Raw genomic sequence first — 22,311 nt, 5'->3', positions numbered from 1 at the left:
CGCCTGCAGGCCCGACGTCGCGCCCGTCGCCATCGCATCGTCATTCAGGAAGTCCTTCAATGAGCCAGACCACCAATCAGTCCTGGGGCGGACGCTTCAGTGAACCCACCGATGCCTTTGTCGCCCGTTTCACCGCCTCGGTCGACTTCGATCAGCGCCTGGCACGCCACGACATTCAGGGCTCCATCGCTCATGCCACCATGCTGGCCCAGGTAGGGGTGCTGAGCGAACAAGAGCGTGACGCCATCGTGACCGGCCTCAAGGAGATCGAGACCGAGATTGCCGAAGGCACTTTCGAGTGGTCGGTGGCACTGGAAGACGTGCACATGAATATCGAGGCGCGCCTGACGCAGAAGATCGGCATCACCGGCAAGAAGCTGCATACCGGCCGTTCGCGTAACGACCAGGTGGCGACAGATATTCGCCTCTACCTGCGCGAAGAAATCGATCTGGTCGCCAGCGAACTGGCACGGCTGCGTGCCGGGCTGATCGAGCTGGCCGACGGCGAAGCAGATACCATCATGCCGGGCTTCACGCACCTGCAGACGGCCCAGCCGGTCACCTTTGGCCATCACCTGCTGGCCTGGCAGGAAATGCTGGCGAGGGATCATGAGCGCCTGCTGGATTGCCGCAAGCGGGTCAATGTGCTGCCCCTGGGCGCCGCCGCGCTGGCGGGTACCACCTACCCCATCGATCGCCACCTGACCGCTCAGCTGCTGGGCTTCGAGCGCCCCGCCGAGAACAGCCTGGACGCCGTCAGCGATCGTGACTTCGCCATTGAATTCACCGCCTTCGCCAGCCTGCTGCTGATGCACCTGTCGCGCATGAGTGAAGAGCTGGTGCTGTGGACCAGCGCCCAGTTCGACTTCATCGACCTGCCGGACCGTTTCTGCACCGGCTCATCGATCATGCCGCAGAAAAAGAACCCCGACGTGCCTGAGCTGGTGCGCGGCAAGACCGGTCGTGTCTATGGTCATCTGATGGGCCTGCTGACGCTGATGAAGTCTCAGCCGCTGGCCTACAACAAGGACAATCAGGAAGACAAGGAGCCGCTGCTCGACACCCTGGACACCGTCAAGGGCTGCTTGCGCGCCTTTGCCGACATGGTGCCGGCCATCGAGTCCAAGGGCGATTCCATGCGCGAGGCTGCACGCAAGGGCTTCTCGACCGCCACCGACCTGGCCGACTACCTGGTGCGCAAGGGCGTCGCCTTCCGCGACGCCCACGAAATCGTGGGTCAATCGGTCGCCTATGGCATCGAGAGCGGCAAGGACCTGTCGGACATGAGCCTCGACGAACTGCGCCAGTTCTCCGATACCATCGGCGACGATGTCTTTGATGTGCTGACGCTGGAAGGCTCGGTAGCAGCCCGCTGCCATATCGGAGGCACCGCCCCCGACCAGGTCCGCGCCGCTGCCCAGCGGGCTCGCGATGCGCTGAAGGCCATCGCCACTGACCAAGGAGCCCGCCAATGAGCCGCGCTACCTCTGCACTGCTGCTGATACTGCTGCTGGCGATGACCAGCTTGGCCGGCTGCGGACAAAAGGGCCCGCTGTACCTGCCAGGCGACGAGGAGGCCGCAGAGCGCTACGGCCCTCGCGACAGCGTGGACCAGGACGACCAGGGTGAAGATGGCAACGCCCAGGGCCAAGATCAGGATCAAGACGGCAACACTGAAGGGAGCGACGGCTGAGCATGGATCACTTCAACTATCGCGAGGGCGAGCTCCACGCGGAAGCGGTCCCCCTTGCGCGCATCGCTGACCAGGTGGGCACCCCCTGCTACGTCTATTCACGGGCCACCCTGGAGCGCCACTTCAAGGCCTACCAGGAAGCCCTTGGTGATCATCCACACCTGATCTGCTATGCCGTGAAGGCCAACAGCAACCTGGCCGTACTCAACGTTCTGGCACGCCAGGGAGCCGGTTTCGACATCGTCTCCGAGGGCGAGCTAGAGCGCGTCCTGGCAGCGGGCGGGGACCCCGCCAAGATCGTGTTTTCCGGGGTTGCCAAGCAACCTGGCGAAATGGCTCGCGCCCTTGAGGTCGGCATCAAGTGCTTCAATGTCGAGTCCCGTCCGGAACTCGAGGTCCTCAACCAGGTCGCCGGTCGTCTCGGCAAGGTCGCCCCGGTCTCGCTGCGGGTGAACCCGGACGTGGACGCCGGTACCCATCCCTACATTTCTACCGGCCTCAAGGACAACAAGTTCGGCATCGCCGTCGACGACGCCCTTGAGGTCTATCGCCTGGCGGCGACGCTGCCTAACCTGCGCATCGAAGGCCTCGACTGCCATATCGGTTCACAGTTGACCGAGATCGCCCCCTTCCTGGACGCCCTGGAACGCCTGCTGGTGCTGCTCGACCGTCTGCGCGAAGAAGGCATCGAGGTGTCCCACCTGGACCTGGGCGGTGGCCTTGGCGTGCCCTACCGTGACGAGACGCCCCCGGCGCCCTTCGACTATGCCTCGAAGTTGCTGGAGCGCCTGTCTCGCTGGGAAGGTGGTGAACGGCTGACGCTGCTGTTCGAGCCTGGTCGCTCGATCGCCGCCAATGCCGGCGTGATGCTGACCCGCCTGACCTATCTCAAGCCAGGTGAAACCAAGAACTTCGCCATTGTCGATGCGGCAATGAACGACCTCATTCGACCGTCGCTGTATCAGGCATGGCAGGCCATCATTGAGGTCGATACGCGCCAGCAGCGCGACAGCGATATCTATGATGTGGTCGGCCCGGTATGTGAAACCGGCGACTTCCTGGGCAAGGAACGTCGTCTCGCCGTGGCGCCGGGAGACCTGCTGGCGGTGCGTTCGGCCGGTGCCTACGGCTTCGTCATGGCCTCCAACTACAACAGCCGGCCGCGCCCCGCGGAAGTGCTGGTGGATGGAGACAGCTGGCAGGTCGTGCGGCAGCGAGAACGCATTGAAGACCTGTGGGCAGGTGAATCACTGCCCGACGCCGCCGGAGAGTCGCGCTGATGCTGCTGCACTTCACCAAGATGCATGGCCTGGGCAATGACTTCATGGTCATCGACCTGGTCACCCAGCGCGCGCGTATCGAGACGGAAGACATTCGCCGCCTCGCCGATCGCCGCTTCGGCATTGGCTTTGATCAACTGCTGGTGGTGGAACCGCCGCGAGATCCCGACATGGACTTTCGCTATCGGATCTACAACGCCGACGGTAGCGAAGTGGAAAACTGTGGCAACGGAGCGCGCTGTTTCGCCCGCTTTGTGCGCGACAAGCGCCTGACCCATAAACGCCAGATCCATGTCGAGACCGCCGGAGGGCCGCTGGTCCTTGACGTGCACGAAGACGAACAGGTCAGCGTGGACATGGGCGCACCGCGCTTTGCTCCTGCCGCGCTGCCCTTTGACGCCGACGCTGACCAGTTGCTGCATACGCTGGAGGTGGACGGAGAGACCCTGAACATCGCCGTCGCCTCCATGGGCAACCCTCATGCCGTCATCCGCGTCGATGATGTGGCCAGCGCCCCGGTAGAGCGTCTGGGCCCGCTGATCGAGCATCATCCGCGCTTTCCGCGCCGGGTGAATGTCGGCTTCATGCAGATTCTGTCGCGCCAGAGCATCCGTCTGCGGGTGTTCGAACGCGGCAGTGGCGAGACGCTGGCCTGCGGCACCGGCGCCTGCGCCGCAGTCGCCTGCGGTATTCGCCAGGGTCTGCTGGATAGCCCGGTATCGGTGGCGTTGCCTGGCGGCAACCTGAGCATACGCTGGGCCGGAGAAGACCAGCCGCTGATCATGACCGGGCCTGCCGAGCGAGTGTTTGATGGTCGCATCCCGCTACGTTGATCTCTTACGTATTGGACGCTCCCCGACTACGCTAAGCTGCCAGCATGGCTGACACTTTGACACCGACCGTTACACAGGGAGACGCGCATGCCCCAAGCCGCCCCAGAGCCTCGCAAGACGCTGGATCCGGACCGGGTCGCCGAATGGCTGGCGCGCCATCCGGACTTTTTCGTTGGCCGTGAAGGCTTGCTGCAAAGCCTGAAGGTGCCTCATCCGGAAACTCAGGGTGCGACCTCTCTGCTCGAGCGCCTGGTCTACGATCTGCGCAAACGCGCAGAGGGTGCTGAACTGCGCCTGGAACAATTGCTCGACTCGGCCCGACACAATGAAGCCCAGTACCGTCGAACCCGAGAACTGGTGCTGGCGCTGCTCGAGGCCCAGGACAACGATGCCCTGGGGCAGGCGCTGGCGACCCAGCTGAGCGAGCGTTTCCAGACTCCGGCAGTAGCAGTCTGGTGCCCCGCCAGCTTGACCGATCGCGACCCGCGCCCGCCTCAGGCGCCGCGCCACGTCCTCGACGAGCACACGGGTCAGCGCTTGACCGCTTTGCTCGATGGCCGCGCCAGCCGTTGCACACGCCTGACGCCCACCGACTGGAAGCGACTGGTGCCCCATGCCAAGGCGCCGACCAAGTCCGGTTCCTGCGCGATCGCCCGCATGACCCTGGGCGAACCCCAGGGCTTCGTGGTGTTGGCCAGCGCCGACCCGGACCACTTCCGCGCCAGCATGGACACCCTGTTCACCGAGTATCTGGCCGATGTGCTAGTACGGTTGAGCGTCCGACTGAGCGAGCATGATGGCGGCTGAGCCTCCGCTTGATCGTGCGGTGGCGGACTTCTTGAGCGAGCTTGCCCGCACGGCCAGCGGCGCCACGGTCGACGCCTACCGACGAGACCTGGCCGCCTATCTGGACTGGCGGGCACAGCAGAGCCTGTCAGCGCCAGAGGATGACCTCATCACGGCCAAGGAACTGCGGCGATTCCTGGCCTCCGAGCGCAGCCGAGGGCTGGCTGCACGCAGTCTCAAGCGCCGCCGTGCCGCACTGTCCCGGTTCTGTGGTCATCTGGTGGACTGCGGACAGCTGGCGTACAACCCGGTGGGCCTGAGTCAGGGCCCCAAGGCGCCCAACGACCTTCCTCGCCCCGTCGATGTGGACCTTCTTGCCCGCTTTCTCGACACCCCCCATGACGGCTCGGTGCTGTCGGTGCGCGATCAGGCCATGCTGGAGCTGCTTTACTCCAGTGGGTTGCGCTTGGCGGAGCTATCGGCGCTGGATCTGGGGGATGTGCATGGCGCCAGCGTCAGGGTCGTCGGCAAGGGCAACAAGCCGCGCCAGGTACCCGTGGGCTCCCGCGCCAGAGCCGCCATCGAGCAATGGCTGACATTGCGAGGATCGCTGGCTGCTGATGGCGAGCGGGCCATGTTCGTCGGACAGCACGGGAAACGCCTGGGTCATCGCGCCATTCAGGCGCGCCTGGTCACTCAAGCGCGCCGTCGCGGCCTCCCCGAGCACCTCCACCCTCATCGACTGCGTCACTCCTTTGCCAGCCATCTTCTCGAGTCCAGCCAGGACCTGCGTGCAGTTCAGGAACTGCTCGGCCACGCCAACCTGTCGACCACCCAGGTCTATACCCGCCTGGACTGGCAGCACCTGTCGGAGAGCTACGATCGCGCCCACCCCAGGGCTCGGCGCAGGCCGGCCAGCACCGCACCAGACCCTGATGACCCTGACCTTGTTGGAGAGACACCGTGCTAGCGCCCGCATACCTGTCTCGGCTGGAAGCCATCACCTTTGATCTAGACGATACGCTGTGGGACAACGCCGGCGTCATGCAGCGCACCGAGCACGGCCACGTCGACTGGCTGAATACCCAGCTTGCTGCGTGGCAGGCCCGCCGAGGCGAGCCTGCCACCGGCCCCATCAATCTTGAGCGCTATCTCGCGGCACGCCAGGCCATGGCTCGGCAGCACTGGTCCCGACGCGGCGACTTCAGTTGGCTGCGCGAGCACAGCCTGGTTCAGCTGCTGGTCGAAAACGGCCTGGATCAGGACAGCGCCGGCGAGTGGGCGGCACGGGCTATGCAGCAGTTCCATCAGCTGCGCATCGACGTCACGCCCTTCCCCGGGGCCGACGCCATGCTGGAGCGTCTCGCCTCACGCTACCGGCTCGGCAGCATCACCAATGGCAATGTGGCCTTTGAGCGCTTGGCCATTGCACGGCATTTTCATGAGCGTATCGCCGCTGGTGAAATGCTGGCCCCAAAGCCCGACCCACGCCCTTTCCTGGCCATGCTGGCGAGGTTGAACGTGCGCCCTGAACGAGCACTGCACGTGGGAGATTCATGGGAGGAGGACATCCTGCCTGCCAGACGGCTAGGCATGCAGGCCGCCTGGATCGCGCCGACACAGACGCAGGTGACGGACCTGCCTGCCGGCGTCTTTCACCTGACCTGTGTCACCGAGCTAGAGGCCCTGCTGTCCTGAAGGGGCGTGTTCTCACACCGAGAGCTCTCGCACCATAGGTGCTGAGCCACAACCCTGGCAGGCTCAGTCCTGGTCGAGCCACCCATCCAGACGTCGATGGGCGTCTTCAACCCCCTGACGCTTGAGTGCCGAGAATAACTGGACGCTGACCAGGTCTTCCCACTCGCGCAGACGAGACCGCACCTGCTGCAACGCATTCTTGGCCGCGCCCTGCTTCAACTTGTCTGCCTTGGTCAGCAGGATATGGACCGGGAGATCTCGCTCGTCCGCCACATCCAGCAGCGCAAGGTCAAATTCGGTCAGCGGATGCCGCACATCCATCACCAGCACAAGGCCGCGCAGTGATTGGCGCTTCTGCAGGTACTCCGCCAGGTGACGCTGCCACTCCAACTTTACCTTTTCAGGCACCTTGGCGTAGCCGTATCCCGGCAGATCCACCAGACGCCGGTCCACGTTGTCGCCCAGCGAAAAGACATTGATCAGCTGTGTGCGTCCCGGCGTCTTGGACGTCCTGGCGAGCGCCTTCTGCTGGGTTATCGCATTGATGGCGCTAGATTTTCCCGCATTGGAACGACCCGCAAAGGCCACTTCCACACCGCTGTCTTCAGGGCAGCGGGCAAGGGTAGGGGCGCTGGTAAGAAATCGGGCCAAGGAGTAATTGAAAGCCATGAGATGGAAGAAATCCTGACGGTGGTCAAAAGTAGGGGCGAGGGCCCTGGCATTCCCGCCCTCAGGGTGTTTGGTTATAGTAAGCTTTGAGGCGGCTGCGACCCGGAGACCCATCTTACCATTGTGCTGCTGTTGCCAGCGACCGGCCTCAGCGCGGGCGCTTCCTCCTGCAACTCGGGCATGCCTCAAGGCCACGCCCCGCAGGACCGTGAAAACATCATAACGGCATAAGTGAACTAGCGATGAGACAGTTACTGGCAAGCCTGGCAATCTCCATCGGCGTCGTTGGCGCCGCCCATGCCGATCTTCAGAGTGACGCAGACGCCGCCGCTGGACGCGACAAGGCAACCGCCTGTGCCGCGTGTCACGGCCAGACCGGCGCCAGCATCGCGCCAACCTTCCCCAATCTGGCAGGACAGCAGGCCTCCTATCTGGCCAAGCAGATCCTCGATATTCGAGATGGCCATCGTCTGGTACCCCAGATGGCTGGTCAGGTGGACAACTTCAGCGACCAGGACGCCTGGGACGTGGCCGCCTTCTTCGCCGGCCAGGAGCCGGTGGTGGGCCAGGCCAAGGACGACGAGGCCTTGCTGGAACGCGGCGAAGCCCTCTATCGCGCGGGCGATCTCGCCAAGGGCATACCCGCCTGCAGTGCCTGCCATAGCCCCACCGGCAGTGGTATAGGCTCCGCGGTCTATCCGGCACTGTCCGGACAGCACGCGGGGTATGTGGTCACTACGTTGAAGGCCTTCGCCTCCGGTGATCGTGCCAACAGTCCTGGCGGCATGATGTCGGATATCGCCGCCAAGATGAGCGACGCCGACATGGAAGCTGTGGCCAACTACGTGCAAGGACTGCACTGACCATCTTTCTGGCGGATCAGCGGGGCGGCTCTTGAGCCGCCCCGCTTGCGTTTGGCGACACTCAGCGGCAACCCCATGGCCATTCGGGATATTCGGGAACCCTTCTAACGTTGTAGACTCAAAACAGCGTTCGCTTTGTGGCTTCAGCCTCAGGGGAGCAGAACTGCTGCTCGCCGGTCGCGGAAGTACACCGTCTATTTCAAGGAGACATACTGACATGCTGAAGTCACTGATGATGGGCCTGGTAGGCCTGGGCCTGTCCACCATGGCTGCTGCTGCCCCGGTCACTGAAGGCAAGGACTACACCGTTGCACCCAACACTGTTCAGCTGGGCAGCGATGACAGCAAGATCAACGTGACCGAGGTGTTCTGGTATGGCTGCCCTCACTGCTACGCGCTGGAAGATCCGCTGAACGCCTGGGTGGCAGACCTGCCAGAGGACGTGGAATTCGAACGCATGCCGGCCACCCTGGGGGAAACCTGGGTCAAGCACGCTCGCGCCTTCTATGCTGCCCAACAGCTGGAGATTCTCGACGAGGTCCACGAGGATTTCTTTGATGCCATCCACCAGGAAGGCGAGCAGCTGACCGACCCGGACGATATTGCGGCCTTCTTCAGCGACTACGGCGTCAGCGAAGAGGATGCCCTCAAGGCCCTGGATGGATTCGGCGTCAAATCGCAGATCAACCGCGCCAGCGCGACCATGCGTAACCTGCAGCTGATGGGCGTTCCGGCACTGATCGTCGATGGCCGCTACATCGTATCGCCCAGCAACGCTGGCAGCCTCGACAATATGCCGCGCATCGCCGAAGCGCTGGTGGAGCAGGTTCGCGAAGAACGCGAGGCCGCGCAGTAATGAGCTCCCTGGCCGAGGAACATCACCCTACCCTCGAAGGAGGTCACCTGAGACTGGTGACCTTCAACCTTCAGGTGGGCATTCAAACCTCGGCCTACCACCATTATCTGACGCGCAGCTGGCAGCACCTGTTGCCACATCCCCAGCGGCAACGTCGCCTGGACATGATGGCTGAGGTGCTGTCGCACTTTGACATGGTGGGACTGCAGGAGGTGGATGGGGGCAGCTTTCGCTCGAGCCAGGTGAATCAGCTGACCTACCTGGCACGGCAAGGAGGCTTCCCTCACCACTACCAGCAGCTGAACCGCAATCTCGGCCGTATCGCGCAACATAGCAACGGCCTGCTGTCGCGCCTGACACCTAGCCGTATCGAGGAACACCGACTACCGGGAACGCTTCCCGGCCGCGGTGCCATCCACGCTCGCTTCGGTGAGGGCCCCGAGGCGCTACACCTCTTTGTGGCACACCTGGCCCTCGGCCAGCGCACCCAGAACCTGCAGCTCGACTACTTGAGTGAATTGATCCAGCCCCTCAAGCATGTGGTGGTGATGGGCGATCTGAACTGCACACCAGAGCGCTTGCATGCCCATGATCGATTCTGCGCATCGTTGCCGCTGCATCCGGTGCATCCGCCGCTGAGCTACCCGTCCTGGCGCCCCAGTCGTGCGCTGGACCATATTCTGCTGTCGTCCTCTCTCGAGGCCGACGAGGTCGAGGTCCTCGACCGGCTGTTTTCCGACCATCTGCCCGTCGCGGTGGATATTCGCCTGCCAGATCCCTGCCTGAAGGCCATTCGCGCCTGCCATTCCCAACAACTCGCCTGAACCGAGCATCACACGACCGATACCGCGGCAAGGCTCGACTTTCGATGCCATGACAGTGCTACCTTGCCTGCCGTATAGTCAGCGTTGATGCGCGCCACCCTGTGCAACGGGTCCCGCGTGCAACACTATCCAAGACGCCAGGCCGCTCCGCGCTTCCCCGCGCGCGGATGCGCTGCCTGAAACAAGATCGCCCTGACACTATCTTGCGAGCTCACATGTCCACAACCTCCGGCTTGCCGGGGCCACTGGCGGCCCTCGACGCCTTGATCGAACGCCTGGGTAGAGGCCTCTCCTGGCTCATTCTGGCGATGATGATCATTCAGTTCCTGATCGTCATTCTGCGCTATGCCTTCAGCGTCAACAGCATTCCCATGCAGGAATCGGTGATGTACATGCATGCCACCGTCTTCATGCTGGCGGCGGCCTACACCCTGCGGCATGGCGGACATGTGCGCGTCGATATCTTTTACCGGGCCATGTCGGCACGTAAAAAAGCCCTGGTCGATCTGCTGGGCACGCTGTTCCTGTTGCTTCCGGTGATGGTGTTCGTCATCGCCACCAGCCTTGGCTACGTCGGCAAATCCTGGGCCATTTTCGAGGGTTCCCCCGATGCCGGCGGCATCCCCGGCGTGTTCCTGCTGAAGACCCTGATACCGGCCTTTGCGCTACTGATGATCCTGCAGGGGATCGTTGAAATCTGCCGCAATTCTCTCATCCTTAGCGGGCGCCTGACCCCAGACGAAGCCCCCCACGATGCCAACGAGGAGCACCTGTAAATGCTGGAGTTCATGCCACTGGTGCTGTTCGCGGTCATCTGTACGGTCCTGATGTTCGGCTATCCGGTCGCGCTGTCGCTGGCCGGCACCGCGCTGGCCTTCGCCGGTCTTGGCTTCGGCCTCGAGTCCATCGGTATCGACGCCAATTTTGATGGCAGCTATCTCAACGCCTTCCCCAATCGACTCTACGGCATCATGACCAACACGACGCTGTTGGCGGTGCCGCTGTTTGTCTTGATGGGCGTGCTGCTGGAAAAGTCCCGGGTCGCCGAGACCCTGCTTGACGCCATGGCACTGCTGTTCGGCTCGCTGCGCGGGGGACTGGGCATCTCGGTGACCATCGTCGGCATGATGCTGGCGGCCTCCACCGGGATCGTCGGTGCCACCGTCGTCACCATGGGGTTGATGTCGCTTCCCACCATGCTGAAGCGTGGCTACAGCCAGTCCCTGGCCACCGGCACTATCTGCGCTACCGGCACGCTAGGACAGATCATTCCCCCGTCCATCGCCCTGGTCCTGCTCGGCGACGTGCTCTCCAGCGCCTATCAGCAGGCCCAGCTGTCCATGGGCATCTTCAGTCCCAAGACGGTGTCCGTCGGCGATCTGTTCATGGGTGCGCTGGTGCCAGGCCTGATTCTGGTGCTGGTCTACATCGTTTACGTGAGCCTGGTGGCGATGTTCAAGCCCAGCGCAGCACCCGCGGCTGATCGCCAGGAGCTGATGGCGGAAATGGGCCATACCTCGGGCCTGGGTCTACTGTTGCTCAAGGGGCTCGTACCACCCATCGTGCTGATTGTCGCGGTACTGGGCTCTATCCTGACCGGCCTGGCAACCCCCACAGAAGCGTCCGCCGTTGGTGCCTTCGGTGCTTTCGTGCTGGCCCTGGCCTATCGTCGCCTCGACATGGCCACCCTCAAGGAAGTGCTGCGCTCCACCACCCATGTCACCACCATGGTCTTCCTCATTCTGATTGGGGCGGCCCTGTTCTCGCTGGTATTTCGTGCCTACGGGGGTGAGGAACTGGTGACTCACCTGTTCGAGAACATGCCTGGCGGCGTCGTCGGTGCCACCATCATCGTGATGCTGGTCATCTTCCTGCTCGGCTTCATTCTCGACTTCATCGAGATCACCTTTGTGGTCGTGCCGATCGTCGGCCCCATTCTGCTGGCCATGGGCCTCGACCCGATCTGGCTCGGCATCATGATCGCGATCAACCTGCAGACCTCGTTCTTGACGCCACCGTTTGGTTTCGCGCTGTTCTACCTGCGCGGGGTCGCTCCGGAATCCGTTCCGACGTCTGCCATCTATCGTGGTGTGATTCCGTTCATCGTACTGCAGCTGGGAATGCTGCTGGCGCTGGCGTTCTTCCCGGGCCTTGCCACCTGGCTGCCGGAGCAGTTCTAACTCGGGATGTGCTGCTCAAGGAGGCCGGGAGAGCGCGGTCACAAGCGGCTCCCGGTGCTTTCCGGCGCTTTCAGACAGGAACACGGGGCATCATCATGGCCATGGGCGTGCGCATACCGCACGCAATGGCCCCCGCGTTGGCGATGCGTGGACGGCGCCAGTCACGTGCACCACGGCGCGGCATCTATAGTAGCTGCATCGCCATAGCGACCCTTGCCTACACGCTATATCAAAGGGCTATAGCCAAGAGCTATACCCAAGGGCTATATCCAAGAGCCCTATCAAAGGGCTATATCAACAAGACGCATGACCGAGCATCATGACGCTGCCGACATCCCGGCAGCGCCATTCACCCGCTGGCCCTACCCCGGCCGGCAGGTCCCGACAACGCCAACACCATATAAAAGGGGACTTACATGCAACGCAGCTCAATCGCCAAGGCCATTACCCTCGCCAGTGCCACCGGCCTTATGCTGATCGGTGCCCAGGCACAGGCTCAGGACACCTTCGAGTGGAAACTGGTAACGTCCTGGCCCAAGAACTTTCCCGGCGTTGGCCAAGGCCCGGAGCGCCTGGCCAAGCTGGTGGAAGAAATGTCGGACGGTCGACTGACCATTGAAGTGTTCGGCGCCGGCCAGCTGGTTCCCGGCTTCGAGGTCTTCGACGCAGTAGCGGAGGGCACCGCGCAGATGGGCCATTCCGCGTCGTACTACTGGAAGGGCAAGGCACCCGCTGCCCAGTTCTTCGCTGCCGTTCCGTTTGGCATGAATGCTCAGGAAATGAATGCCTGGCTGCACTATGGCGGCGGCCTGGAGCTGTGGAACGAGCTCTACGACGACTTCGGAGTAGAAGTCATGGCGGCCGGCGCCTCCGGGGTGCAGATGGGCGGGTGGTACAACAAGGAGATCAACTCGGTCGCCGACCTGGACGGTCTCAAGATGCGTATGCCTGGCCTCGGTGGCGAGGTCATGAACCGCATGGGCGTGGCCATCGTCAACATGCCAGGCGGCGAAATCTTCACCTCGCTGCAATCCGGCGCCATCGACGCCACCGAGTGGATCGGCCCCTATAACGACCTGGCCTTTGGCCTTCACCAGGCCGCCGAATACTATTACTACCCGGGCTGGCATGAGCCCACGGTCATGTTCGAAGCCATCATCAACGATGACGCTCTGGCAGAACTGCCTGCCGACCTGCAGGCGATCCTGCGTAGCGCGGTTCGCGACGTCAACCAGGACGTACTCGACGAGTACACCGCACGTAATAACGACGCCCTGGCAACGCTGATCAACGAGCACGACGTTCAGCTGCGCAAGCTGCCTGATGATGTCCTTGCTCAGGCTCAGGAGATTTCCGCCGAGGTCGTGCAGGAACTCGCCGACTCCAGCGATATCGCCGGCCGCATCTACGAGTCCTATCGCGAGTTTCAGGACAAGGTCGTGAATTACCACGCCATTTCCGAACAGGCCTACTACAACGCCCGTAACCCGGACGGCGGCACCAGTCTCGGGCAGGAGTGATCCGCGTCGACCATCGCCGTCAGCGGTGATATCGACAGCAGAAGGGCTGCCATTCGGCAGCCCTTCTGCTATCCCCGGCTGGGCCGGGGCTTCCGTCAAGCCTGGGTTTGGCTATAGGGCCTGGCTATAGGGCCTGGCTATAGGGCCTGGCTATAGGGCCTGGCTATAGGGCCTGGCTCTAGGGCCCGGCTATAGGGCCCGGCTATAGGGCTTGGTGGTAGGTCCTGGTCCAGGCTCAGGCGCCACACGAGAAGTAGCTGTCCGCTAACCACAATACCAGCGCATAGCGCCCCCCTTTGCTCACCAGAATCCACACCAGCGCGCGCCACCAAGGTAGCCGCGCGATTCCCGCCAGCACGGTCAGTGGATCTCCTATTACCGGCACCCAGGCCAGCAGCAGACTGGCTTCTCCCCCCTTGCGATACCAGCGCTGCGCCCGCGCCAGTCCCTGCGGCGATGCCGGAAACCACCGCCGATCCACGTAGTGGGTGGCATAGCGCCCCAGACCCACGTTGATCAAGCTCCCCAAGGTGTTGCCCAGCGTCGCCACCCACCACAGTGCCAACGGCGACTCGCCACGGCACCACAGTGCCGTCAGCCACACCTCGGAGCCGCCCGGCAACAAGGTCGCACTGGCCATCGCTACCACAAACAGACTGAACATGGCTCCCTCGACCTGGTCTCTTGTATCCTGTGGGTCCTGCTGACTTTCCGGTGCCGTTCATGTCCCAGCTCACAGCCATCCCCCACACTCTGACCATTGCCGGCTCTGACCCGTCCGGTGGCGCAGGTCTGCAAGGTGACCTCAAGACGCTGTCGGCGCTAGGCACCTATGCCACCAATGTGATTACCGCGGTGATCGCGCAGAATACCTGTGGGGTCCGCGAGGTGCACCCGGTGACGGCCGCCAGCATCCGCGTTCAGCTCGACCACTTGCTCGATGATGTCCGCGTCGACGCGGTCAAGATCGGTATGGTGGCAAGCCGCGACGTCGCCGAGGTGCTGCGCGAAGCGCTCGAGGCCCGGCGTCCGCGCTGGATCGTGCTGGACCCGGTCATGGTCGCCAAGAGTGGCGATATTCTGGTCGACGAGGCGGGGATTAGCGCCGTACGCGACATTCTGGTGCCGCTGGCTGACGTCATCACGCCCAACCTGCCCGAGGCTGCCGTATTACTTGACCGGCCCATCCCCACCAGTGCAGATGACATGGAAGCCATGCTGCCAGCACTGACCGCGCTATCGGCGCCCTATGTCCTGCTCAAGGGAGGCCACCTCGACGGTGACAGCTGCCCTGACCTGCTCGCCTCACCCACCGGGGAGCGGTGGCTACCAGCGCCACGCATCGATACTCAAAACCTGCACGGCACAGGCTGCGCGCTGTCGTCTGCCATCACCGCCAAACTGGCACACCTGCCGCACGACGCCCAGGAAGCCCAGATTATCGACGCCATCGGCGATGCCAAGCGCTGGCTGCACCAGGCACTGGATGCCAGTCGCCGGCTGTCCGTGGGGCACGGGCGGGGCCCGGTTCACCACTTCCACGCCTGGTGGTAGCCGCTACCTTCTGTTGTCGTCCAGGCTTAGGGATCAGATCATCATGCGCTGACAGCAGTGGTACCTTGGAGCGCTTGCGCGAATCGGCATGCCCACCCATGCTGAAGGTTCCTCCACTGGCGTTCTGAGGGCAGAGCCATGACTCGCTCCCTGCTGTTTGCCTGTGATCTGTCAGCCGAAAACCGCTCCGCCTTTGGCCGTGCCATTCGCCTGGCCAACGACATGGGCGCACGCCTGGACGTACTTCACGTCCTTGACCCCTATCTGCCACGGCGGGTGCTGCGTGACCTGGAAGGTGCCGTCGTCGATGACATCCATGCCATCGCCACGGATCTGCGTGAAGACTATGCGCTGAATGAACCGCCTCTGTTGGTGCAGACCGTGACCGGGGCTCCCTACGCCGAAATCATACGCGAGGCCCACGAGCGCAGCGCCGAGATGATCATTCTCGGCACTCACCGCAAGCGGGGTCACCCTGACCTGATCGGTGGCACCACCCTGGCCAGAGTGTTGCTCAGCGCACCCTGTCCGGTGCTGACCGTCAGCCAACCGCCCTCTGCCCCATGGACTGACATCCTCGTGCCGGTCGACTTCTCGCTGACCTGCCGACGCACGCTACGCGAAACCCTGCGTCATTTCCCGGAGTCACGCCTCGAGCTTCTGCACGCCTGGGACGTGCCTGGCGAGCGCGAGCTGGGCTCCGACGCGGAGTTTGCCCAATGGCGCGACCGGGAAGTCATTCGCCTGCGACACCAGCTCGAACATGAAATTGATCAGCTGATGGCAGAGTTTGAACGAGTGCCTGAGCTGGAGCTGGTACTGGAGCAAGGTGATCCACTGGATGTACTGATCGCCCATCTCCGGCGCCAACCTCCTGACCTGCTGGCACTGGGCAACCGCAGTCAGGCTGGACGTCGCAGCCAGATCACCAAGCGCCTGCTGGCAGAGCCGCGCTGCGACATCATGCTGTGTCGAGCCTGGTAATCGCCGACGGGTAAGGCGCAGCAAGATATACAAAACCTGTACAAGCAACGCATCCTTTGCCATGATCTGTACAACATCGTGCCAGAGGACGTGTCTCATGCCCCCGCGCCAGCCCCAGCAACATCCGCTCACTCGACTGATTGCCGCCATCAGCCTCATGACGTGTCTGACACTGACCATGGCGCTGCCCCCCAAAGCCGACGCCCAATCCACCACCGCGAACGCACCGCAGGTACAGGTCAAGGACGCCAGCTTTGCGCGAACGATTGAAGGTGACCGGCGCTACGACATGCTCGGTCATGGCCTGTTCACCTATATGGTGTGGGACGCCTACGCCGGCGCCTACTACCAGGCCGCAGGCTTTCCTCGACCGGCGCCGCTATCCGATGTCCCGAGACAGTTGGTGCTGCATTACTTCCATGCCATCGACGCCGAGGACTTCGCCGAGGCGACCACTCGCACGGTGCGCGAGCAGGTCAACGAGGTGAGTTTCGCCAGCGTGCGCTCAGAGCTATCTCGGCTCACAGACAGCTATCGCGACGTTCAGCCTGGGGATCGCTACGCCTTGCGCTGGAGCGGCGAGCAGCTCACCCTCTCGCTCAATGGAACGCCGCTGTTCCAGAGCCCCAACCTGGAACTGGCCATCGCCATGTTCGCCATCTGGTTGGGCAGCGATCCGTTGGACGATGGCTTCCGTGATGCGCTTCTCGGGCGCTGACCGGCGCCTTCTGCCTACCCTTACCTCTCCGTGCTAGGCTGATGCCCTTTTCAGCCAAGGCACTCGCATCATGAAAGCTCTGATTCAGCGCGTCAGGCGCGCCAGCGTCGATGTCGACGATCGCACCATTGGCGCCATCGATCACGGCCTCCTGGCCCTCGTAGGCGTCGAGAAAGGCGACGACGAGGCGGCGGCCGAACGGCTGCTGCACAAGCTGCTGCACTACCGTGTGTTCGGCGACGACGATGACAAGATGAATCTCAACCTCCAGCAGGCCGGCGGCGGGCTCCTGCTGGTGTCGCAATTCACCCTTGCGGCTGACACACGCAAGGGCCTGAGACCCAGTTTTTCCAGCGCAGCCCCTCCTGCGGAAGGCGAACGCCTCTTCCACTACTTGCTCGATCTGGCGAACCAGCGCCACAGCCCCGTCGCCTGTGGACAGTTCGGAGCCAACATGCAGGTAGCGCTGGTCAACGACGGTCCGGTGACCTTCCTGCTCGAAAGCTAGGGGTCGTGACACGTCGCAATACGCTGACATGACCGTCGTCGAAAACGTCGCTTGATGTTCATGGAAACATTTACCACAATCATCTGTATACAATAACAACGGATGACCGTATCCATGACACACCAGCGACATGTCGCCAGCCGCTCGGTCTTCGACTTCCACGGCAGGCCCCCCATGAGCCGTGCCCTGCCTTTATCATTGCAGCACATCCTCGCCATGATCATGGGCACCATTACCGTGCCCATCATCGTGGCGGGCACCGTGGGTGCACCGGTGGCCCAAACACTGATGCTGATTCAGGTCTCTCTAATGGCGTCAGCGGTGTCCACGTTGATCCAGCTGTTTGGTGTCTGGCGCTTCGGCGCCCGCTTGCCGACCATCTTTGGCGTGGGCTTCGCCTATGTCCCCACCTTGACGGCGGTAGGCGCACAGTTTGGCCTGGAAGGTATCCTCGGCGCCCAGCTGTGTGGCGGGATCGCCATGCTGCTGGTGGGCATCGGCATTCGACCGCTGCGGCATCTCTTCCCGCCGGTGGTCGCCGGCGTGGTGGTGCTGGTCATCGGCCTATCCTTGTATGACATCGCCATCCACTACATGGCCGGAGGACGCAACAGCCCCGACTATGGAAGCGGACAGCAATGGCTGGTTGCCCTGGTCACGCTCGCCGTCGTATTGGGGGTGTCCCAATTCGGCCGAGGCTTTATCAAGCTGGCGGCGATCATCTGCGGCATCGTGGTCGGCTACGTTCTGGCACTGGCCCTTGGCATGGTCGATTTCACTGCCGTGAAGCAGGCTGCCTGGTTCAGCGCCCCACGCCTGCTACCGGTATCGCTCGACTTCGCCCCTGCCGCCATCCTGTCCATGGTGATCATCTGCGTGGTCAACTCGGTCCAGACCATTGGCGACCTGTCGGCAACCACCATCGGTGGCATGAACCGTGAGCTGGATCATCGGGAACTCTCGGGAGGACTGCTTGGCAACGGGATCTGTACCCTGGTTGGCGCGCTGTTCGCCGCCCTGCCGACAGCGTCCTTCAGCCAAAACGTCGGCATTGTGGCCATGACCAAGGTCGTCAGCCGCTCCGTACTGGCACTGGCAGCGGTATTCATGCTGGCGGCGGGGCTGATTCCCAAGTTCGGCGCGCTGATGACCACCATTCCCTATCCCGTGCTGGGGGGCGCTACCATCACGGTATTCGGAATGATCACCATGACAGGCATCCAACTGCTGACGCGGGATGAGTTGTCAGGCCGCAACATGACCATCGCCAGCCTGTCCCTGGCACTGGGGCTCGGCCTGGCCGCCGCGCCTGAAGCGATGCAGGCCCTCCCGAGTACCTTGCAGCTCGCTCTGGGCAGCTCACCGATTGTGGTGGCAGCCCTCAGCGCCGTCACCCTCAACCTGATGCTGCCGCAGACCAGCCTGGCAGACGAGCAGGCAGAACGGCAGCGCATGGCGGCGCGAATGGATGCACAGGATGCGGCCTCGCCCGGACACACCGAGGAAGCCCCCTCAGTCTCCGCTCGCTAGCGCGTCCTGCATCTCCTCGAGTGCCTCTTCGGCGGCCAGCCACTCGGCCTCAAGGTCGTCGAGGCGAGCCTTGAGCTCGCCCTGGCGACCCAGGCATTCGGTCAACTCCTGCTTGCGAGCGGTATCGGTGTACAGCGACGCGTCCCCCAGCCGTTCCTCGACCTCGGCGAGCTCAGCCTGCACACCCTCCATGGCCTTTTCCGCACGATCACGCTCGCGCTTCAGGGGCCTTAGCTTCTCTCTCAGCTCGGCGGCGGCTCGGCGGGAGGCCTTGCGGTCTTCCTTGGGTGCTGCCTGCGCGGCATCCGCCTTGTCGGCCTTCTCTTCCCGGGCGATGCGCCGGGCCGTCTCCAGGCGCGTCTTCAACCAGACGCGATAGTCCTCGAGGTCACCGTCGAAGGGCTCTACCCGGTGGTCCGCCACCTTCCAGAACTCGTCCACCGTGGCCTTGAGCAGATGGCGGTCGTGGGACACCACGATAACCGTGCCATCAAAGGACGCCAGCGCTTCCGTCAGCGCTTCGCGCATCTCGAGATCGAGGTGGTTGGTGGGCTCGTCCAACAGCAGCAGATTGGGCTTCTGCCAGGCGATCAAGGCCAGGGCCAGGCGCGCTTTTTCGCCCCCAGAGAAGGTATCGACCTTGGCAAAGACATCGTCGCCCGGAAACCCGAAGCCTCCCAGGAACTGACGGATGTCGCTGTCAGCGGCCTTGGGCGACAAACGCTGGACGTGGGTGAACGGCGACGCCTGCAGATCGAGGCCTTCCAGCTGGTGCTGGGCAAAGTAGCCTACGGCGAGGTGTTCGCCGGGCACACGCCGCCCCTCCAGCAGGGGCAGGTCGCCGGTCAACGACTTGATCAGAGTGGACTTGCCTGCGCCATTGGGCCCAAGCAGACCAATACGCTGGCCCGGCAACAGCGTCAGCTTGACGTTGGACAGCTGAACGCGCTGACCGCCGTCCGCCTGCTGATAGCCTAACGCGGCATCGTCGATCACCAGCAGCGGGTGGGAGGTCTTCTCTGCCGCCGGCAGGGTGAAATGAAACGGAGAATCGACGTGAGCAAGGGCGATATCGCCCATGCGCTCGAGCATCTTCAAGCGGCTTTGCGCCTGTCGTGCCTTGGTCGCCTTGTAGCGAAAGCGAGCGACGAATTTTTCGATTTCCTCCCGCCTGGCCTGCTGTTTCTCGGCCTGGGCCTGCTGCAGCGCCAGCTTTTCGGCGCGGGTGCGCTCGAAGGTCGTGTAATTGCCCCGATACAGCACCAGCTGGCGACGATCGAAGTGAACGATGTGGTCACAGACGGCATCGAGAAAGTCGCGATCGTGAGAAATCAGCAGCAGAGTCCCCGGGTAACGCGTCAGCCACTGCTCCAGCCACAGCAGGGCATCCAGGTCCAGGTGGTTGGTAGGCTCATCCAGCAGCAGCACGTCAGAGGGCATGAACAGGGTGCGCGCCAGGTTGGCGCGCATTCTCCAGCCGCCGGAGAATGCCGACAGCGGCTTGTCCAGGTCCTGCTGAGCGAAGCCAAGGCCCACCAGCAATTGGGCGGCACGGGCCGGCGCGCTGTAGCCATCCAGCGCCTCGATGGCCCCATGCAGCTCCGCCTCGCGATGATGGTCACCCTCCGTCTGGGCGGAGGCCAGAGCCGCTTCGGTGCGGCGCAGCTCGGCATCGCCATCCAGCACGTATTCCACGATGGGCCGGGTCAGCGCCTCGACCTCCTGGGCCATATGGGCGATGCGCTGACCGCCGCTCATTTCAATCGCGCCCTTGTCGGCGCCGATCTCGCCCAGGATCAGCCCGAACAGGCTCGACTTGCCGGCGCCATTGGGCCCCACAATACCGGCCTTGTGCCCCGCATGCAGGGTCAGGTCGGCACCTTCGAACAGTGGCTCGGCGCCACGTTGCAGGGTGACTTGGCGCAGTGCAATCATCATGGCTCCATCGAACTAGGCCCGTCGGGCCTGTTACCCGCGAGCATCTGACTGAAAATAAGGAAGGATGTCATCTTGCCCACCGATTCTACCGAATTCGCCGCGCAGCTGCGTCCCCGTCTAGCCTCAGACCCGCTATGGGAGTTTGCCCTGGCTCTCTATGCCAGGCCGGGGGTAGAGCCGGCGTGCCTGATCCTGCAGGACGAGCACGGCTGGGATGTGTGTGAGCTGATCTGGCGCTGCTGGCTGTTTCGCCATGGTGCCACGACAGGCCCGGTTCCAGCGGACGTCAGCGACTGGCAGCAAACGGTGACGGTTCCATTGCGCCAGCTTCGTCGCCAACTCAAGCGTGCCGCCCAGCACGAACCGAGCATCGCGAGTGTGCGCTCAAGCATCCAGCGCGCAGAACTCGAAGCGGAGCGTCAATGCCTCGAGATGCTCATGAAAATTAGCCTTGAGGGGCTTGCTTTTACCCCCTTGCCAGAGCCAAGACCACGCCTTGAAAAAGTTCTTCTTTCTTGCAGCGAACGACAGAAAAAAACGCAATTTACGGCCCTGAGAAGCATGGAAAGCCAGCTTGACCCTCTTCCTTCAGCGCGCTAGCCTGAACTTAACTGCATGAGAATTACTGCATTTTTTGCAGAATCTAACCCGCTGAAGCCAAAGCGGTGTAGCGCGTTTTTCAGTGCGCGCTCAACCTGCCCCTAGCTCCAACACCTGCAGAGGAACCACAAGAATGAAGGCAACACAATTGTTGACCACCGCCAGTATCGGCGCACTGATGCTGGGTCTTTCCTCCACTGCCATGGCTGACAACTGGCGCTACGCCCACGAGGAGTACGAGGGCGATGTCCAGGACGTCTTTGCTCAGGCGTTCAAGCAGTACGTTGAAGACAATTCCGACCATTCCGTCCAGGTCTATCGCTTTGGCGAGCTGGGCGAATCTGACGACATTATGGAGCAGACCCAGAACGGTATCCTGCAGTTCGTCAACCAGTCCCCCGGCTTCACCGGCGCCCTGATTCCAGAAGCCCAGATCTTCTTTATCCCCTACCTGCTGCCCACCGATGAAAGCACCGTTCTCACGTTTTTCGACGAGAGCAAAGCGATCAACGAGATGTTCCCCGAGCTCTACGCAGAGCATGGGCTAGAGCTTCTGCAGATGTACCCGGAAGGGGAAATGGTGGTCACCGCCGACGAGCCGATCACTTCACCGGAAGACTTCGATAACAAGAAGATCCGGACCATGACCAACCCCTTGCTGGCAGAGACCTACGACGCCTTTGGCGCCACGCCGACCCCGCTGCCCTGGGGCGAGGTGTATGGCGGTCTGCAGACCGGCATCATCGACGGCCAGGAAAACCCGATCTTCTGGATCGAGTCAGGCGGTCTGTATGAGGTGTCTCCCAACCTGACCTTCACCGGACACGGCTGGTTCACCACCGCCATGATGGCCAACCAGGACTTCTACGAGGGCCTGTCAGACGAAGACAAGCAACTGGTCCAGGATGCGACCGATGCTGCCTACGACACCACCATCGAGCACATCAAGGGGCTTGCCGAGGAGTCGCTGGCCAAGATCCAGGACGCCTCCGACGAGGTCACCGTGACGCGTCTGGACGAAGAGCAGATCCAAGCCTTCCGTGATCGCGCTCCTCAGGTTGAGGAGAAGTTCATCGAGATGACCGGTGAAGGCGGTCAGACGCTGCTTGACCAGTTCAAGGCCGACCTCGAAGCGGTGCAGGGCAGCGAGGGTTAAACCTCGTCACCACGAGACCGCTCCCAAGGGGGCAGCCGCAGTCTGGCTGCCCCCTTTTGTTTGCACGACTGCCGGTCTGCGTACACATAGCGTTGGAGGCGCTATCGGCATCAGCGCCTCG

The 22,311-nt window shown here is 62.8% G+C and carries 22 protein-coding genes and 1 pseudogene; 20 read left to right on the top strand and 3 right to left on the bottom strand.

Going from position 1 to position 22,311, the window contains the following annotated elements:
• Positions 1-59 precede the first annotated feature (59 nt).
• The 7 genes and pseudogenes from argH (at position 60) to KUV72_RS08270 (ending at position 6,290) form a co-directional block, all read left to right on the top strand.
• Positions 60-1,475, top strand: a complete 1,416-nt coding sequence (gene argH / locus KUV72_RS08300; protein WP_222237985.1) for an argininosuccinate lyase — start codon at positions 60-62, stop codon at positions 1,473-1,475.
• Positions 1,472-1,588 (top strand): annotated as a pseudogene (lptM, locus tag KUV72_RS20045) (LPS translocon maturation chaperone LptM); the annotation flags it as partial. The gene argH and the pseudogene lptM, both read left to right, overlap by 4 nt.
• Positions 1,589-1,695: 107 nt before the next feature.
• A complete protein-coding gene (lysA, locus tag KUV72_RS08290) occupies positions 1,696-2,973 on the top strand; it encodes a diaminopimelate decarboxylase (RefSeq protein WP_222237984.1) in 1,278 nt (425 codons plus the stop codon).
• On the top strand, positions 2,973-3,806 hold the full coding sequence (dapF, locus tag KUV72_RS08285; protein WP_222237983.1) for a diaminopimelate epimerase: 834 nt from the start codon (positions 2,973-2,975) through the stop codon (positions 3,804-3,806). The genes lysA and dapF overlap by 1 nt, the downstream gene beginning before the upstream one ends.
• Before the next feature lie 87 nt (positions 3,807-3,893).
• Positions 3,894-4,613, top strand: a complete 720-nt coding sequence (locus KUV72_RS08280) for a DUF484 family protein (RefSeq protein WP_206942293.1) — start codon at positions 3,894-3,896, stop codon at positions 4,611-4,613.
• The gene (locus tag KUV72_RS08275; RefSeq protein ID WP_222238061.1) at positions 4,603-5,562 is read left to right on the top strand and encodes a tyrosine recombinase XerC; all 960 of its coding nucleotides are present in this window, start codon (positions 4,603-4,605) and stop codon (positions 5,560-5,562) included. Before KUV72_RS08280 ends, KUV72_RS08275 begins: the two co-directional genes overlap by 11 nt.
• Positions 5,556-6,290 carry an HAD family hydrolase gene (locus tag KUV72_RS08270; protein WP_315857870.1) on the top strand — a complete coding sequence of 245 codons (735 nt, stop codon included), beginning with the start codon at positions 5,556-5,558 and terminating at the stop codon, positions 6,288-6,290. Before KUV72_RS08275 ends, KUV72_RS08270 begins: the two co-directional genes overlap by 7 nt.
• Before the next feature lie 63 nt (positions 6,291-6,353).
• Here the strand turns inward: KUV72_RS08270 and yihA are convergent, their stop codons facing one another.
• Positions 6,354-6,959 carry a ribosome biogenesis GTP-binding protein YihA/YsxC gene (gene yihA, locus KUV72_RS08265; protein WP_206942291.1) on the bottom strand — a complete coding sequence of 202 codons (606 nt, stop codon included), beginning with the start codon at positions 6,957-6,959 and terminating at the stop codon, positions 6,354-6,356.
• 242 nt (positions 6,960-7,201) lie between these two features.
• On the opposite strand from yihA, the gene KUV72_RS08260 reads away from it, so the two are divergent.
• The 6 genes from KUV72_RS08260 (at position 7,202) to KUV72_RS08235 (ending at position 13,202) form a co-directional block, all read left to right on the top strand.
• A complete protein-coding gene (locus KUV72_RS08260) occupies positions 7,202-7,822 on the top strand; it encodes a c-type cytochrome (protein WP_206942289.1) in 621 nt (206 codons plus the stop codon).
• 217 nt (positions 7,823-8,039) lie between these two features.
• Positions 8,040-8,678, top strand: coding sequence for a thiol:disulfide interchange protein DsbA/DsbL (locus KUV72_RS08255; protein ID WP_222237982.1), 639 nt, complete (start codon positions 8,040-8,042; stop codon positions 8,676-8,678).
• On the top strand, positions 8,678-9,502 hold the full coding sequence (locus KUV72_RS08250) for an endonuclease/exonuclease/phosphatase family protein (protein ID WP_206942286.1): 825 nt from the start codon (positions 8,678-8,680) through the stop codon (positions 9,500-9,502). Before KUV72_RS08255 ends, KUV72_RS08250 begins: the two co-directional genes overlap by 1 nt.
• Positions 9,503-9,717: 215 nt before the next feature.
• Positions 9,718-10,278, top strand: a complete 561-nt coding sequence (locus tag KUV72_RS08245) for a TRAP transporter small permease subunit (RefSeq protein WP_206942285.1) — start codon at positions 9,718-9,720, stop codon at positions 10,276-10,278.
• Complete coding sequence (locus tag KUV72_RS08240) at positions 10,279-11,682, top strand: TRAP transporter large permease subunit (protein WP_206942284.1); 1,404 nt, start codon at positions 10,279-10,281, stop codon at positions 11,680-11,682. It begins immediately after the preceding gene.
• Between the two features lie 416 nt (positions 11,683-12,098).
• Entirely contained in the window at positions 12,099-13,202 is a 1,104-nt protein-coding gene (locus tag KUV72_RS08235) for a TRAP transporter substrate-binding protein (RefSeq protein ID WP_206942283.1), read from the top strand.
• Positions 13,203-13,437: 235 nt separating this feature from the next.
• Here KUV72_RS08235 and KUV72_RS08230 read toward each other — a convergent pair whose 3' ends face one another.
• A complete protein-coding gene (locus tag KUV72_RS08230) occupies positions 13,438-13,866 on the bottom strand; it encodes a YqaA family protein (protein WP_206942282.1) in 429 nt (142 codons plus the stop codon).
• 59 nt (positions 13,867-13,925) lie between these two features.
• On the opposite strand from KUV72_RS08230, the gene thiD reads away from it, so the two are divergent.
• The 5 genes from thiD to KUV72_RS08205 all read left to right on the top strand — a co-directional run bounded on the left by thiD (position 13,926) and on the right by KUV72_RS08205 (position 18,496).
• On the top strand, positions 13,926-14,756 hold the full coding sequence (gene thiD, locus KUV72_RS08225) for a bifunctional hydroxymethylpyrimidine kinase/phosphomethylpyrimidine kinase (protein ID WP_206942281.1): 831 nt from the start codon (positions 13,926-13,928) through the stop codon (positions 14,754-14,756).
• 138 nt (positions 14,757-14,894) lie between these two features.
• Complete coding sequence (locus tag KUV72_RS08220) at positions 14,895-15,740, top strand: universal stress protein (protein WP_206942271.1); 846 nt, start codon at positions 14,895-14,897, stop codon at positions 15,738-15,740.
• Positions 15,741-15,837: 97 nt separating this feature from the next.
• On the top strand, positions 15,838-16,458 hold the full coding sequence (locus KUV72_RS08215) for a chalcone isomerase family protein (RefSeq protein WP_222237981.1): 621 nt from the start codon (positions 15,838-15,840) through the stop codon (positions 16,456-16,458).
• Between the two features lie 70 nt (positions 16,459-16,528).
• Positions 16,529-16,966, top strand: a complete 438-nt coding sequence (gene dtd / locus KUV72_RS08210; protein WP_222237980.1) for a D-aminoacyl-tRNA deacylase — start codon at positions 16,529-16,531, stop codon at positions 16,964-16,966.
• Between the two features lie 114 nt (positions 16,967-17,080).
• Positions 17,081-18,496: a uracil-xanthine permease family protein gene (locus tag KUV72_RS08205; RefSeq protein WP_222237979.1), complete on the top strand. Its 1,416-nt coding sequence runs from the start codon at positions 17,081-17,083 to the stop codon at positions 18,494-18,496.
• Here KUV72_RS08205 and KUV72_RS08200 read toward each other — a convergent pair.
• Positions 18,479-20,431: an ABC-F family ATP-binding cassette domain-containing protein gene (locus KUV72_RS08200; protein WP_222238059.1), complete on the bottom strand. Its 1,953-nt coding sequence runs from the start codon at positions 20,429-20,431 to the stop codon at positions 18,479-18,481. The two genes, KUV72_RS08205 and KUV72_RS08200, sit on opposite strands and share 18 nt — an antisense overlap.
• Positions 20,432-20,506: 75 nt before the next feature.
• Here KUV72_RS08200 and KUV72_RS08195 point away from each other — a divergent pair, with 75 nt between their 5' ends.
• Complete coding sequence (locus KUV72_RS08195; RefSeq protein WP_222162190.1) at positions 20,507-21,034, top strand: TIGR02444 family protein; 528 nt, start codon at positions 20,507-20,509, stop codon at positions 21,032-21,034.
• Positions 21,035-21,167: 133 nt separating this feature from the next.
• Positions 21,168-22,190 carry a TRAP transporter substrate-binding protein DctP gene (gene dctP / locus KUV72_RS08190; protein ID WP_206942265.1) on the top strand — a complete coding sequence of 341 codons (1,023 nt, stop codon included), beginning with the start codon at positions 21,168-21,170 and terminating at the stop codon, positions 22,188-22,190.
• Positions 22,191-22,311: the final 121 nt, after the last annotated feature.

Origin of the sequence: Halomonas sp. DP4Y7-1, assembly GCF_019800705.1 — a bacterium.
In the GTDB taxonomy this organism is placed as follows: domain Bacteria; phylum Pseudomonadota; class Gammaproteobacteria; order Pseudomonadales; family Halomonadaceae; genus Halomonas; species Halomonas litopenaei_A.
The sequence above is the reverse complement of the archived record's forward strand: the minus strand, read 5'-3'. Positions and strand labels throughout refer to the sequence as shown.